This window comes from Brevibacterium aurantiacum (genome assembly GCF_003932995.1).
GTDB lineage: Bacteria > Actinomycetota > Actinomycetes > Actinomycetales > Brevibacteriaceae > Brevibacterium > Brevibacterium aurantiacum.
On record NZ_CP025333.1, the window covers coordinates 2,955,583 to 2,969,507 of the forward strand.

A 13,925-nucleotide genomic window follows, 5' to 3' on the forward strand; every position below is an offset into this window, starting at 1 on the left:
CATTGCATTTCTCACGAAAGATGTGCATACTAGAAATGTCAGTAACGCACTAATAGAAAACGAGGTCGACATGAAGGCGGTCCCCACTGCTGAACGGTTGCTCTACATCGACGAAGTCGCAGAGATCCTGCGCCGAACCCCGGCATCTCTTCGCTTCATGATCCAGAAGGGCACAGCGCCCCCGTCCGCGAAGATTTCTGGTCGGCGAATGTTCCGTGAGTCCGAAGTCAGGGATTGGGTTGAGGCTCAGTTCGAGGGCGGTGGTCCCCATGGATGAACGATCGACCCGAGAGACGGACCAGCGGTTCGCCGAGCTCCGCGACATTGCGGACAGCCTCGGCCTCGCTGTGACTGGCCGCTGCAGGTACTGCAATCAACCAATCTGGGATCCGAAGTCCCTGACCGCCCGCGCCGGCTCAGTGTGCCGGACCCGCCATAAGAAAAACGACCTCGTCGGTGAGGACTCCGCCAAGAATCACACCGACAAGGCCGCCTGAACACCCTGGAAGGAACCAGAAATGAACACCCTGAACGATACAACCAATCCTACAGTCGACCACGGACAGGCCGAATGCCGCTGCCCCGATGACCGTTGCGCCGGCTACCACCACGAGGTCGGCGAGACCTGCTGGTGCGCCATCGTCACCGGAACACCCGCCGAGCAGGACGAGGCAGGTGACCTGTGATGAGCATGAGCATGTTTGCCGCCTATGACAGAGACGGCGTCCTCGAACCCCAGTACTTTCCGCTTGAGATTCCGACGGAATCGCTTCGGGCAATCTGGACTCGGATGAAAGCACGCGGCGTAGGCAAGGTGGTCGGAGAGTATCCGAAGAACATCATCGCCGTTGATGGAGATACTGCACTCGTCCACTTCGGTTACCTCATTCGCTTCCTCGACGGTGGCTCCACAAAGATGCTCGCCGCCTACGCCGATGAAAGCTCGGATCAGGATCAGGCCACCCTCTTAGCCCTGGGCGAGCAGGCCGTTATCAACCCAGGCTTCATGTCGCAGATGTGGGAGTATCGCCCCCCTCGGTACCTAAAGCGGGTCCAAGAGGTCTCGCCACCTCAAGAGCATCTGCACATCGCGCTCGTGACGGACATGCTCGATCTCAGCGTCTCCGCCTCCGCTGCCCTCGACTCGGAGGTGTCAGTATGAGCACTCCAACCCCACTCGACGCCCTCAAGCACGTCTCCCTCGCTGGCATCGACATTCTGGACTACGTCACCGAGGATCTGGTCATCAACTACGACGTCGACGAAGACGGGCACCTGCTCAAGATGCTCGACAACGTCCGTGAATCCATGCACCAGGCGCTGCAGTCACAGGTGCCTTATCGGCTGACCGAGCTGTCCGGCCCCGTCGTTGTGTCACAGGTTCCTCACTCGAACACCTACGAGCAGGCCCGCTTCTACTCGGACGGCACGCCAGTCTACTTCGATGAAGAGTGCACCGTCCCGATCCAGGACGAGGACGGGATGACGCACCTGACCCCATCCACGCGCCGTGTGTTCAGGCCAATGCCGAAGGGCGGTGAGTCGGCATGACTCCACAGGAAGCACTCGACAAGATACGCGCTTCACTTGAACAGCTCTCTTGGGTCGAATGGGCGCCCGAGGGCACCACCAAAGGCGAACGGCAACGATACACAGATACGGCAAGGGCGAGAACGTTGGACAGGCTCGATTCCATTGTCCGTGAGGTCGACTCGGAGGTCTCGGCATGAACTGCGATCTCCACCTAGGTTTCCGCCCACGCTGCAAACAGTGCGCCAATGACCGATTCGAGACCCTCGAGTGGTTCTACGATCTCGGCGAAACATGGTCCGACATGATCGTGCGCCGTGCCGGGTTCCCATCCCTCGCTGCCGCCAACCGTGCCGCATACCGCGCCGGCCGGGAAGACCTCATCTTCCGACTACAAGGCAACACAGGAGGGGTGGCGCTCGGTGTCTGACGTGATCAAGTGCAACGTGTGCGGTCGAGAGAACCTCGACAACGACTCGAACTGGATGATGGACCGGAAGCGCGGCCGCATCAAGTCCGCCAAGTGTCCCTCATGCTTGACGCTCAACGAGTTCGCGAGTGCAGCCTACGAGGCCGAGGCACACGGCTTCATCTACGACCCGAAGACCGATCGAACCTATGCGCGGCCCAGAGATCTCACCCTGCCAAGAGTCACCTTCCGTTGCGACTGCGGATTCATGGTCTCGGATAGCGGCAACGACGTGCAGGACACGATCGATGAGCACCGCGAAGGCTGCCCGGAAGGTGGTGGTGACCATGAGTAACGATCAGCCCAGGTCCTTCGCACATGCGCCCTCCGACTGGTACGACGTCGACTTCGCGATCGCCAGCGGTCGCCGCCAGGGATATGTCGAGGGCCACGAGGACGGCCACCGGATGGGATGGGACGCAGCCCTTGCTCGGGCCAAGACCAACGAGGCGGCATTTATTCGCGGCATCGTCGACGACTACCGACGTCGGGAACTCGAAGACGAACACATGGATACCAGCGACTACCGCGCATGGATCAAGCAGCTCATCGAGTCGGTCGATGCGAAGGCTCGCAGGGACGAGTGGGATGCACGAGTCCGCGCCGAGCGCGTCAATAACCAATCTAGGAGCAACGCAGCATGACAGACGTCTTCAACTACAGCCCAGAGGAACTGGCAAGCATGGGCCCCGAAGCCATCCCACGGGACTCATGGCCAGAGCCGACCCCCTTGCACCAGAAACCGGCAGTGCCGACGTTCCCGATCGACTCCCTGCCGCCGGTCATCGCTGACTACGTGACGACCCTCGCCGAGGCCACGCAGACCCCCATCGACATGCCCGCCTCTGTCGCACTGGGAAGCCTCGCCGCGTGCGTTGCTGGCCGTGCAACCGTGCAACCGTCCACCGGATGGACCGAACCACTCTGCCTGTACGTTGTCACCGCCATGGAGCCGGGAAACCGGAAGTCTGCCGTGTTCTCCGCGATCACATCACCCATCCGGGAAGTCGAGAAGGAGCTCATTGAGACTGCCCGTCCGATGATCGCCGAAGCCGAGGCGCTGAAAGAGATCAAGGAGGGCAACCTCGGCCGGTTCAAGAAGGCGGCGATCGGCAAGCCCAGCGCTGAGAACGAAGCTGAATACCTGCAGGCGGCACGAGAGCTTGCTGAGTTCTCCGTCCCTGTGCTTCCTCGAATCCTCGCAGACGACGCCACGCCCGAAGCTATCGGCAGCATCGCGGCGTCTCAGGGTGGCCGGCTCGCCATCGCTGCCGCTGAGGGTGGCATCTTCGACATCTTCGCTGGTCGGTACTCATCCGGTATCTCGAACCTCGAAGTGCTGCTCCGCGGTCATGCCGGCGACTCGTTCACCGTCGACCGCAAAGGCCGGGAGTCTGAGCACATCGACAGCCTCACCCTCACCTTCGTGCTCACTGTGCAGCCGTCTGTGCTCCGGCAGATTGGCCAGACGTCTGTGGAGAAGTCTCGTGGCGAGCTGGAACGCTTCCTGTACGCCGTCCCTGACTCTCTCGTGGGCTATCGGACCATTGACCCCGTACCAGTGCCCGGAGACGTTGCTGGGCGCTACCAGGACCGCATGCGGACGTTGGCGCGGACGTTCGCCCCCGACGATCACACCACGTTCCTCAGGTTCGACCAGGACGCTCGTGTCCGGTTCGCAGAGGTGCAGGCGAAGAACGAGCGCCGCCTACGTCAGGATGGCGCCCTCGGTAGTCTCCGGATCAAAGGGTGGGGGTCGAAGCTCAGTGGCGCGGTGGCACGTATCGCTGGCATCCTGCATCTCGCCGACGGCCGGGAAGGTACGGACGTGGCCGTGGATCTCGTCGACGCAGCCGATCGCATCGGTGACTACTTCGCCATCCATGCACTTGCCGCGTTCGACCTCATGGATGCCAAGGGTGAAAACGCGAAGGCCGAGGAGTTGCTGACCACGATCAGGCGGTATGGGTTGCACGAGTTCTCCGAACGGGACCTGTTCACGAAGTCGTCACGCTCACGGTTCCCGAAGATGGCGGACATGGCAGAGCCCATGGACACGCTGCTCGATCACGGATGGCTCGTTCCGCGAGATCAGGAGGCCCCTCACGGTCCCGGCCGTCGGCGGTCACCGCGATTTGTCACTCATCCGAGGGCGTTCGAGGTCTCTGCTCGGCACTCGTCTTCGAGTTCTGCGGGTTCTGCGGATTCTGCGACGACCTCCGCGCATAGGAATTACACACAGGAACTCGATGACGAGAGGAAAGCCTCATGAGCAAACCAACCACCTCATGGGTCGATGACAACGGATGCTACTGGCCGCGCACCGGGAGGTGGTGCTTCCGGTGCAACCTCCCCCTGTGGAGGACAGACGGTGCCACCGAGTACCACCCGACATGCGAACCAATCACCCTTCACTCCTCCGAGACCAGGAAAGAGATGTGACATGACCACAGACAGCCCAGCACCGTGCCCATCGTGCAGTACGCCCACGAGACCCTACGACACCGAGCCCTGGCCCGAGATGAACGAGGTCACCTACGCCTACGAATGCCAGTGCGGAAACGTCTGGACCGAAGCAATCCGGACGGGGATGTGATGAGCATGTCCATGGCTCCGGCCTTCACCTGCAATGCCTGCCACCGCGTCATCGGGCAGGACGAGGGGCACAACGTCACCGACGACCACCGCCTCATCTGCTATCCGTGCCTGACCACCACACCACTGCACTCGCGCTGGTACCCCCAGTGCCCGAACGGGTGGCACGACATGTACGACCACATCCGCTATGTGTCAGGCAACCGAACCAGCACTGCGATGCTGCTCGGCTGCTGGCATCCAGGCCACTCAATACCGGAGGCATCATGACCACTTTCGTCAGCAAAGAGATGGATAACCGTGGGGTGCGTGACTCGGTATCAGTTTCGGCGATCTCCGAAAAACTCCATATCCCGTGGTCGGACAAGCAGAGCGCACAATCTCACCGAGACTCGACCCCGTACCACGGCAATTTGGAGTCACCCCGAATCGACGTAAACGTGGGGTTCCTGATCGCAGGCGGTGAGTGCGCATGATCGTCAACTGCACAGCATGTGGAGAGCTCCTTGGCAGCGTGTTCATCTTCGTCGACCGCCACACCCGCCTCTGCCTCGACTGCGGAGAGCAGCGCACCGCAGCGATCGACCGACACCCGGCCGGCAAGCAATCGCGAGAGCCATGACCACGCCGCACAATCCGCACAAACCGCAGAACCCCACCAAACACCGGAGCCAGAAACGAACCTCATGAACCCCACCTACACCGACGACCAGAAAGCTCAGGCCCTCAAAGCCTACGAGCAGGACGGACCGAGCGCCGCCGCCCGCGACCTCGGCATCCCCAAGACCACCATCCACCGCTGGGCCAAGCGCGCCGGCCTCGACGCCCCACCCGCCGAACGCACCGCCGCGGCCACCGCTCAGGCATCCGCGACGGCACGGCAGAAGCGCGAACTGCTCGGGTCTGCAATCCTCGACGACGCCGAGGCCCTGCGTCAGAAGCTTTCGGAGCCCTACGACGTCGTCAGCGACACCGGCGAAGTCGTCACCCTGCCCCACCCCACAGCCAGGGACATGCGAGACCTCACTGTGAGCTTCGGGATCCTCGTCGACAAGCACATCGCCCTCAATGCGCTCGATGACGACAGCGGGGTCGAGCACGCCAAGAGTCTGTTGTCCTCCCTGGCTGAGCGTCTCGGAATGGAGGGAATGTGATGAGCGATTACACCACAGATCAGAAGAACCGAGCCATCGCTATCTATCGCGAGCACGGACCATCGGAAGCTTCACGCCGAACCGGCGCCGCCAAGTCCACCATCACCAGGTGGGCGCAAGCAGCCGGAGTCCGCACCACTGTCCTGTCACGCACAGCAGCCGCCACGGCCGCCGCGTCGGTCGACGCACGAGCACTCCGACTCAAGATCGCGGGCCTGACATTGCAGGGCGCAGAGAAGGTCCTCGAGATCATCTATCGCCGACTCGATGACGAGGCCGACACCATGCCACTCAAGGACCTCGCCATCATCGCCGGCGTCCTCGTCGACAAGCATGTCTCCCTGTCTCACCTGGATGGAGAGCACCCCGACACCTCCGCCGTAGATTCCTGGCTCGACTACGTCATGAGTGGCGAGACCATCGACCCACACGACCCACGACTCACCGAAAGGAGGTGAACAACTATGAGCAAGAATGTTCGCTGGAATCCCGGCAAGGACCCTATTCCGATCATCAACGACGCCGCCCAGCGCGGTGTGGGACTCGCAGCCGAGCATGTCCTCGGTGAGGCAAGGAAGCAGGTCCCACACGAGGAAGGCACCCTTGAGCGGTCAGGCCGCGCCGCCAACGAACTCAACGGCAACGTCGCACGCGCTGCGGTCGGATTTGATACCGAGTACGCGATCGACCAGCACGAGTCGATGCACTACCGGCACAAGAAGGGCCGCAAAGCCAAGTACCTCGAGGATCCCCTTAACAGCAGTAAGGGCACGATCCGCGAGATCGTCGCCGCCGCAATCCGAAAGCAACTGTAAAACCCAAAGACAGGAAACGCCCATGCCCCCGAACCCACCACCCGACCGAACAGGCACACCACTCCGAGACGGTGCCGTAGACCCCAGGCCCGACGACTACCTCGGACCATCGAACGCCGGAGAAGCGGACCCACACGGCCCCCTCGTCGTCAATCCTGGCCTACCCGACGAATGGCCCACCTACTCAGCGTGGCGTGCCCACGTCATCGGCCTCGGCCTCCCAGACCCCGGACCGCACCGGCTCGGCGAACACACCAACTGAACCACCCCACCGAAAGAGAGAACACCATGAACACCAGCAAGCAGCAGATCAGCGCCACAGCGAAGGCGTTCAAGGACGAGCTCCACAAGGCTCAGACCTACCAGAGCAAGGACCTGACCGACGAGGGGCTCGAGAAGCAGCGGAAGATGCTCGCCGACCGTGTCCGAGCCAAGTACTCGAAGGAGGTCGACGGCCACCGGAGCGCCCTCTACTACGACCGTGATCGCTCGGCCTTCGACTCGTACCGGCCTAAGCTCGACTGGAACAAACCCGCCGAGGTCGCCAAGGCACAGGCCAAGTGGACGGCTGTGCAGGGCAAGCTCGACGCCGGACTCAGCATCGGTCAGATCGTCTCCACTGCCGATAAATCGACGCTCGCCGCGATCAACGAGTTCTACCCTGACCATGCCGAGACGATGCAGGCAGGAGCAATGACCCGCGGACAGCAGTACGAGGCCCCAGACATTTCGAACGTCCACCGCGCCGTCGATGATCGTGCAGCGGAGATCGGCGGCAACACCGACAGGGCAGCACTGGCGAAGTCTCGACAGTCTGCGGGCCTGCACGCCTACGCCGACGCGACCCTCGGCCACCTCGAGCAAACGATCGCCGGCAATGTCCATGGCGCATCCGACCTTCAAGCGGCCCTCGATGCCCAGTACGCCGAGCAGCATGCCATGTCCGGTGGTGCTGGCCTCATTGCCAACCATGACGCCAACGCCTCGGCTGATACCGGACAGGAGGCAGCTGCCGTGTCAGAGTGACCCAGTAGGCTGACCAACGAAGCGCCCCCAGGATCGGACCGCCTCCAAGTGGAATGTGTGTGCAGGGGGCGCTTTCGTGTGCCCAGAGACCGGAACGCGCCACGGTTCCAAGCATAAAAACGCGCCCACACCTGCGATTGTGCATCGTCGCACACCTACTTGTGCATCTGTGCAGGTACAATGGAAGTAGACCTATCAGCTCACACTTGGGGGAAAGGAGGCGGTGACGTATCGCTCTCTCAGTTGGCGAACTCACCGCCTTCATATCCGTCGACTCCACGAAGGCCGATCGGGGCGTCTCTGGCTTCGTGAACCGCATGGCCAACGCTGCCGGCACCGCAACCTCGAAGTGGAGCTCAGTCGGCTCCACCTTCCAGAACATCGGCAGCAAGATCTCCAACGTCGGTGGAAGCCTCACCAAGGGCATCACCCTCCCCGCTGTCGGTGCCGCAGGTGCAGTCGGTGGCATCACCGCCGCACTCGGTTGGGGACGCCTCAAGTCCCTCGATACTGCGAAAGCCCAGATGCGTGGCCTCGGGTATTCGACCGACGACGTCAACCGCATCACCGGTCAACTCACGAATGACCTCGAGGGCGGCATGATGACGATGGCGGAAGGCACATTCGCCGCTGCCAACGGCATGGCAGCCGGCGTCAAGGAGGGTAAGGAGCTCACCAAGTACGTCCAGCTCATGGACTCCGCCGTCGTCTCCGGCTCTGGCTCCTTCGACGAGATGAATAAGATCTTCGGCCAGACCGCAGACCTCGGCCACCTCACCGCCACCAACTTCGACATGATGACCGAGCGGCTACCCGCCTTCTCCAAGAACGCGAAGGATCACTTCGGGGTCAGCGGGGAAGCCCTCCGCGAGATGCTGAACAGCGGCGAAGTGTCGATGGATGACTTCCTCGCGATCATCGACGACGGTTATGGCGGCATGGCCGAGGAGATCGCCGGCACCTGGGAGGGCATGGCCAAAGATGTCCAGAACTGGGTCGGCATCATCGGCGAGACCCTTCTCGGCGGAGTCTTCGAGCAGTCCAAGGACAGTATTGAGGAGTTCATCGGCTGGCTGACCTCTGACAAGGTGCAGGCGTGGGCATCCGAGGCGTCGACGGTCATCAGTGACGTGTTCGCGAAGGTCCTCAACGCCGTGAAGTCGGTCATCGAGTGGTTCGCTGGACTCCCCGCGCCCATCCAGAAGGCGATCGTTGTCATCGGTGGCATCGCTGTCGCAGCCGGGCCGGTGCTGCTGATTCTCGGTTCCTTAATCTCCACTGTTGGCACTATGATCACCGCATTCGGTGCCATCGCCGGCGTTATCGCGATGATCCCAGGGCCGCTCAATATCCTTGGTGGATTGTTCCGAATGATCAGTCCGTTGCTTGGTCTGATGAAGGCCGGGATTATGCTCGTCAGCGGTGCGCTCAAGGGCCTCTGGCTGACGATGATGGCCAACCCGATCGTGCTGATCATCGCGGCCGTCGTGGCCGTGGTCGCTGCCCTAGTGTGGTTCTTCACCCAGACCGAGACCGGCAAAGAGATCTGGTCGAACTTCATGGACTGGCTCGGTACCGCGTGGGAGTGGATCAAGACGACCGCGGTCACCGTGTTCAACGCGATCATCGACACCATCACCGGCGCCTGGACCTGGATCAAGGACAAGACCACGGAGATCTGGGACACCGTCGTCAACTGGATCAAAGACAATTGGTCCACCATCGTCGACTTCCTTGCACTCCTGAGCCCCGTCACCGCGGTCATTCGGCACTGGGACAAGATCAAGGCTGTCACTTCTGCCGTCTGGACCTGGATCGTCGAGAAGATCAAGGCCGTGTGGACCTCGATCATCACTGCGGTCACGAATGCTGTGGACAAGGTCAAGACCTGGATCTCGAACGCTTGGAACAAGATCAAGTCGACGACCTCGAACATTTGGAACGGCATCAAGACCGTCATGAAGGATGCCATCGTCAAGGCTGTGCTGACCGTGATGAACAAGGTCAATCAGATCAAGTCGAAAATGCAGAACGCCTGGAACCGCGTGAAGTCGATCACCTCAAATGCGTTCAACGGTGTGAAGAACGCAGTCTCGAATGGCATCAACGGTGCGGTGAACTTCGTCCGCAACCTGCCAGGGCGGGCGCTGTCGGCTCTCGGTAACATTGGCTCGAAGCTCTACAACTCCGGTTGGGCGATGATCCAGGGCTTCAAGGACGGCATCGTCTCGGCGTTCAACAACGCGGTCAATGCAGTGAAGAATGGTCTGAACCGGATTCGCAATTTCTTCCCGTTCTCCCCTGCGAAGGAAGGTCCCTTCTCAGGCAAGGGCTGGACTTGGTACTCCGGTCAGTCGATGTCTGAGGGCCTCGCGGACGGCATGGCATCCGGAACGTCGGATGTGGTGCGACAGAGCGAGGCACTCATGAAGGCCGCAGCGTTCGATGCACCGAGCATCCCCGGGCTGACTCGACCAGGCAGCAGCGCCTCGAGCCTGGACGAGGACACCGGGCCGACGAGCAACGTCACGTTCAACATCACGAACCCGGTTGCCGAGCCCACCTCGGAGACAGCGCGCAAGGCGAGCGCCTACATCGGTGTGAACGTCTGAGACTTCCGCGTCTGAAACGCGAATCCACCCCTCATTTCAAATGCGACTTAGCAGCTCTCTCGCCTTGCGCTTACGTTCAGCCAGCTTCCCCTGAGTCGCACCCGGCCCGCGCCGCTCAGGGGGACATGCGCGCTCCCACCGCTCTATGAGGTCAATCTCGGCCTGGTAGTCCTTCCGTCGTCGAAGGATCACCGCGGCCCGGTGAGTGTATCCAGGGGCGGGCTCTCGGCCTGAGAAGCGTGCACCACGTTCGGTAGCCGCGATGATCTCCATCAGCAGCGCCAAGGCCTCATCGTCCTGCTTCTCGGCGCGCAGCCGATCGAGCACCGGCACCCACTCAGTGAAGTGATAGCCGGCCACCTGCTCTGCCTGGTCTCGGAGGGCATCGTGCCGCTGCAGGTCCTCGAAGCCGGCGCCCGCGGTTATATCTGGCCGAGGGTAGATAGGCGGCATATCTGGCTTCGGCGGCAGGTCACTACACATGTTGAAATCATAGATGATCGAGGCTCGGTCTGCCTTGAGTCCGCAGAGAGTCCGCAGAAAGGTCATCACAACACACCAACCGACCATCAAGGACCACATGTTTATGCAGGTCAGACATAGTGAACTATAACGGACAATCAAAACCAATCAGATTACGGGAGATCTGGGTCAACAGCCCCAGCGAAGTCTTCATCGCCATCGACGGACTCCACCAGCTGACGACGACGAAACTCACTGCAGGTGAACTCGATGATCTCATTGAGAGAATGCTGCGCACCTCGGGCCGGCGGGTCGACTTGTCACAGCCTTTTGTCGACGCCATGCTTCCCGACGGCTCCCGGCTCCATGTCGTCCTGCCCGATATCACCCGTTCCTTCCCTGCGGTCAACATTCGAAAATTCATTCAGCGCCCACGGAACCTCGCCGGCCTTGTCGCCCAGGGGTCTCTGACCCCGGCGGCCGCCAGATTTCTTGACGCAGCAGTCGCCAGCGGTGCGAATATCTTAGTCTCCGGGGCAACTCAGGCCGGCAAGACCACCATGCTCAATGCTCTGGCCGGATCCATTCCCGCCCGTGAGCGCATCATTTCGTGCGAAGAGGTCTTCGAGCTCAACCTGCCCAGTCGCGACTGGGTTCCCATGCAGTGCCGCCAGCCGTCGCTGGAAGGCACCGGCGAGGTCACGCTGCGCTCACTGGTCAAGGAAGCTCTGCGTATGCGACCGACCCGAATGATCGTCGGGGAGGTCCGTGAGGCTGAGAGTCTCGACCTGCTGGTGGCCTTGAATTCGGGCCTGCCCGGGATGGGCACAATCCACGCGAACTCTGCCCGCGCCGCGATCACGAAGATCTGCACCCTGCCGCTTCTGGCTGGGGCGAACATCTCCTCCTCGTTCGTCGTCCCCACTGTGGCAGTGAGCATCGACGTCGTCGTCCACCTGCGCCGTGACCCGAACGGGACCCGCCTCGTCAGTGAGATCTGCGCCGTCCCTGGTGGCGTCGAAGGTGACGTCGTCGAACTCGACACGATCTTCCATTCGCCGCAGGGGCAGCTGGTGCGCGGACAGGGATTCGGCCACCTCGGCGATCGATTCGCCGCCATCGGCAAGGATCTCCATTCCATTCTGGAAGCGGCATGAGCTATTCCCAATACAGTCTTCTCATCGGTGCCTGCTTCGGCTCAGGCCTGTTCCTGCTGTGGATGTCGCTGTGGCAGAGACGATCGAGGAAACGGGTGCAGAGACGGTGGGTCCGCGAGCTCGATGACATGCTCACCGGGGCCGGGTTCCCACAGATGCACCTGAGCCACCTGATCCTCATCTCGATCACCGTCTTCATCCTCATCAGCGTCGTTGCCACCGTCCTGACCGGTTCGTGGGCGATTGCCCTGTGCTTCGGTGTCTTCGCCTCGTGGCTGCCGCACCGCCTGCTCCAACATCGGGCTCGAAGCAAACAGGTCATGCGTCGTGAACTGTGGCCAGAAACCCTCGACCACCTCAACTCCGGCGTTCGTGCCGGCCTGTCACTGCCGGAGGCTCTGAGTTCTCTGGCCCACCGCGGGCCTGAGCCGCTGCGACCGCTGTTTGAGGTCTTTGCTGAGGAATACCGGGCCAGCGGCTCATTCGCGATCGCCCTCGAACGCTTCCGCCAGGTCAGCGCTGACCCGGTGGCCGACCGGATCGTCGTCGCGCTCAGCGTGACCAGACAGGTCGGTGGAAGTGACCTCGGCACGATGCTGCGAGCCCTCGCCCAGTTCGTCCGCGACGATGCCCGCACCCGCAATGAACTCTCTGCCCGGCAGCAGTGGACCGTCAACGGTGCCCGACTGGCGGTGGCAGCTCCCTGGGTAGTGCTCGCGTTCCTGTCGACCCGGCCAGAGACAGCAGCTGCCTACAACTCCCAGACCGGGCTGCTTCTCCTGGCTTCCGGATTCGTCGTCTCGCTGTTGGCGTATCAGGCGATGAAGCGGATCGGCCGGCTCCCGCAAGAACCTCGTGTCATTGAAGGATCGTCCCTGTCCTCCTCGTCGTTCCACCGTTCGGACGAGGGCAGTGAGGTGCTGTGAGCGCGCTGACCGATCCGCTCACGATCCTTGCCCTCGGGGCGTTCAACGGGTTCGCACTCTGCGTCTTCGTTCTGTCCCTGCCACCTCTGCGCCGACCGGCACTGTCATCTCGCATCGCACCGTACCTGCGTGATCAGGAATCACTGGTCGACATCTACGCTCCGCCAACTCCTCGCACGGAGGGACTGTTGGGACTGCTCAAGTCCGCCACGTTCGGCGCCACCATGTGGGTGACATCCCGGATCACCACCGACGCCACATTGAACCTGCGGATCAACCGCCTCGGCGGCGGTGCGTCTCTGGAACGCTTCCGCATCAATCAGATTCTGAGCATTCTGGTTGGCATGATCGCCGCCGGATGTGCGGCCGGGCTCCTCTCGGCCCAACGCGGCTTCTCCCCCGTGGTCACCCTCGTCCTCATCATCAGCGGTGGCATCGCCGGACACATCGCCAATGACTGGCGCCTGAGCCAAGCCATCACCCGTCACGAGTCACGTGTCCTCGCAGAGTTCCCCACAGTTGCCGAACTCCTCGCTCTGTCCATCACCGCTGGCGAGGGAATCGTCGAAGCACTCGAACGGGTGTGTCGCACCTGCTCGGGCGACCTGATCGATGAGCTGCGCACGGCCCTGGCAACGACGAGAACCGGAACACCGCTCGTCGATGCGCTCGATTCGATGGCGACTCGGATCGCAATTCCCGAGATCGTGCAGTTCGTCGACGGTCTGGCCGTGTCGATGACCCGCGGAACCCCGCTGGCGGAGGTCCTCCGTGCCCAGGCCGCCGATGTGCGCGAACAGTCGCGCCGTCGTCTGCTCGAACTCTCGGGAAAGAAGGAGATCGGAATGCTGGTGCCGGTCGTCGTATTTGTACTCCCAGTGACCGTCATCTTTGCCGTCTTTCCCTCGCTCACGGTCCTTGATCTGAGCCCCTGACCTGCCACCCGATCATCAACCTGCCACCGATCACCCCGGAAGAAGGAGACACCATGTTCCACCACCTGATGAACCGATTCACCGTGTTCGTCATCGGCCTCTCAACCGATGCCCCGGATCGCCGAGGCGAGCGCCGAGAGGAGAGACCGGACCGCGGTGACGTTCCGGGTTGGGTCCTCATCACTTTCGTGAGAGTCTGCACAGACACCCAAGGATCACGCCTTACAGCAAACGTCGCCCGTAC

Annotated in this window: 21 protein-coding genes; 20 read left to right on the plus strand and 1 reads right to left on the minus strand. The window is 61.9% G+C overall.

The features are described 5' to 3' along the window. Positions 1-70: 70 nt before the first annotated feature. The 17 genes from CXR25_RS13625 (at position 71) to CXR25_RS13695 (ending at position 10,201) form a co-directional block, all read left to right on the plus strand. Positions 71-277, plus strand: a complete 207-nt coding sequence (locus CXR25_RS13625; RefSeq protein WP_125240637.1) for a helix-turn-helix transcriptional regulator — start codon at positions 71-73, stop codon at positions 275-277. Continuing rightward, positions 270-497 carry a hypothetical protein gene (locus CXR25_RS13630; RefSeq protein ID WP_125240638.1) on the plus strand — a complete coding sequence of 76 codons (228 nt, stop codon included), beginning with the start codon at positions 270-272 and terminating at the stop codon, positions 495-497. The genes CXR25_RS13625 and CXR25_RS13630 overlap by 8 nt, the downstream gene beginning before the upstream one ends. A gap of 21 nt (positions 498-518) precedes the next feature. After that, complete coding sequence (locus tag CXR25_RS18680) at positions 519-686, plus strand: hypothetical protein (RefSeq protein ID WP_164513974.1); 168 nt, start codon at positions 519-521, stop codon at positions 684-686. After that, a complete protein-coding gene (locus CXR25_RS13635) occupies positions 686-1,162 on the plus strand; it encodes a hypothetical protein (protein ID WP_125240639.1) in 477 nt (158 codons plus the stop codon). The genes CXR25_RS18680 and CXR25_RS13635 overlap by 1 nt, the downstream gene beginning before the upstream one ends. Then, positions 1,159-1,551, plus strand: a complete 393-nt coding sequence (locus CXR25_RS13640; protein WP_125240640.1) for a hypothetical protein — start codon at positions 1,159-1,161, stop codon at positions 1,549-1,551. Before CXR25_RS13635 ends, CXR25_RS13640 begins: the two co-directional genes overlap by 4 nt. A gap of 175 nt (positions 1,552-1,726) precedes the next feature. Further along, on the plus strand, positions 1,727-1,960 hold the full coding sequence (locus CXR25_RS13645; protein ID WP_125240641.1) for a hypothetical protein: 234 nt from the start codon (positions 1,727-1,729) through the stop codon (positions 1,958-1,960). Next, complete coding sequence (locus CXR25_RS13650) at positions 1,953-2,294, plus strand: hypothetical protein (protein ID WP_125240642.1); 342 nt, start codon at positions 1,953-1,955, stop codon at positions 2,292-2,294. The genes CXR25_RS13645 and CXR25_RS13650 overlap by 8 nt, the downstream gene beginning before the upstream one ends. Beyond that, on the plus strand, positions 2,287-2,643 hold the full coding sequence (locus CXR25_RS13655) for a hypothetical protein (RefSeq protein WP_125240643.1): 357 nt from the start codon (positions 2,287-2,289) through the stop codon (positions 2,641-2,643). The genes CXR25_RS13650 and CXR25_RS13655 overlap by 8 nt, the downstream gene beginning before the upstream one ends. Beyond that, on the plus strand, positions 2,640-4,271 hold the full coding sequence (locus tag CXR25_RS13660) for a YfjI family protein (protein ID WP_125240644.1): 1,632 nt from the start codon (positions 2,640-2,642) through the stop codon (positions 4,269-4,271). The genes CXR25_RS13655 and CXR25_RS13660 overlap by 4 nt, the downstream gene beginning before the upstream one ends. A 323-nt stretch (positions 4,272-4,594) precedes the next feature. Then, positions 4,595-4,864 carry a hypothetical protein gene (locus CXR25_RS13665; RefSeq protein WP_164513975.1) on the plus strand — a complete coding sequence of 90 codons (270 nt, stop codon included), beginning with the start codon at positions 4,595-4,597 and terminating at the stop codon, positions 4,862-4,864. Positions 4,865-5,066: 202 nt separating this feature from the next. Next, positions 5,067-5,216, plus strand: coding sequence for a hypothetical protein (locus CXR25_RS18685; protein ID WP_164513976.1), 150 nt, complete (start codon positions 5,067-5,069; stop codon positions 5,214-5,216). A 64-nt stretch (positions 5,217-5,280) separates the two neighbouring features. After that, positions 5,281-5,748 (plus strand): helix-turn-helix domain-containing protein, encoded by a 468-nt coding sequence (locus CXR25_RS13670; RefSeq protein WP_125240646.1) that lies wholly within the window; start codon positions 5,281-5,283, stop codon positions 5,746-5,748. Beyond that, on the plus strand, positions 5,748-6,206 hold the full coding sequence (locus CXR25_RS13675; RefSeq protein ID WP_125240647.1) for a hypothetical protein: 459 nt from the start codon (positions 5,748-5,750) through the stop codon (positions 6,204-6,206). The genes CXR25_RS13670 and CXR25_RS13675 overlap by 1 nt, the downstream gene beginning before the upstream one ends. A 6-nt stretch (positions 6,207-6,212) precedes the next feature. Then, positions 6,213-6,563 (plus strand): hypothetical protein, encoded by a 351-nt coding sequence (locus CXR25_RS13680; RefSeq protein WP_009882727.1) that lies wholly within the window; start codon positions 6,213-6,215, stop codon positions 6,561-6,563. Positions 6,564-6,585: 22 nt separating this feature from the next. Further along, positions 6,586-6,825: a hypothetical protein gene (locus CXR25_RS13685; RefSeq protein ID WP_101620971.1), complete on the plus strand. Its 240-nt coding sequence runs from the start codon at positions 6,586-6,588 to the stop codon at positions 6,823-6,825. Between the two features lie 26 nt (positions 6,826-6,851). Beyond that, on the plus strand, positions 6,852-7,589 hold the full coding sequence (locus CXR25_RS13690) for a hypothetical protein (RefSeq protein ID WP_125240648.1): 738 nt from the start codon (positions 6,852-6,854) through the stop codon (positions 7,587-7,589). A gap of 317 nt (positions 7,590-7,906) precedes the next feature. Continuing rightward, positions 7,907-10,201 (plus strand): tape measure protein, encoded by a 2,295-nt coding sequence (locus CXR25_RS13695; RefSeq protein ID WP_125240649.1) that lies wholly within the window; start codon positions 7,907-7,909, stop codon positions 10,199-10,201. Positions 10,202-10,237: 36 nt separating this feature from the next. Here CXR25_RS13695 and CXR25_RS13700 read toward each other — a convergent pair whose 3' ends face one another. Then, a complete protein-coding gene (locus tag CXR25_RS13700; RefSeq protein WP_125240650.1) occupies positions 10,238-10,750 on the minus strand; it encodes a hypothetical protein in 513 nt (170 codons plus the stop codon). A gap of 53 nt (positions 10,751-10,803) precedes the next feature. Between CXR25_RS13700 and CXR25_RS13705 the strand changes: the two genes are divergently transcribed. From CXR25_RS13705 to CXR25_RS13715, 3 genes are read left to right on the plus strand one after another with little or no spacing between them, the layout of a single operon-like run. Further along, positions 10,804-11,820, plus strand: a complete 1,017-nt coding sequence (locus CXR25_RS13705) for a TadA family conjugal transfer-associated ATPase (RefSeq protein WP_241212334.1) — start codon at positions 10,804-10,806, stop codon at positions 11,818-11,820. Further along, a complete protein-coding gene (locus tag CXR25_RS13710; RefSeq protein ID WP_069600650.1) occupies positions 11,817-12,746 on the plus strand; it encodes a type II secretion system F family protein in 930 nt (309 codons plus the stop codon). Before CXR25_RS13705 ends, CXR25_RS13710 begins: the two co-directional genes overlap by 4 nt. Further along, the gene (locus CXR25_RS13715) at positions 12,743-13,681 is read left to right on the plus strand and encodes a type II secretion system F family protein (protein WP_101583413.1); all 939 of its coding nucleotides are present in this window, start codon (positions 12,743-12,745) and stop codon (positions 13,679-13,681) included. The genes CXR25_RS13710 and CXR25_RS13715 overlap by 4 nt, the downstream gene beginning before the upstream one ends. Positions 13,682-13,925 lie beyond the last annotated feature (244 nt).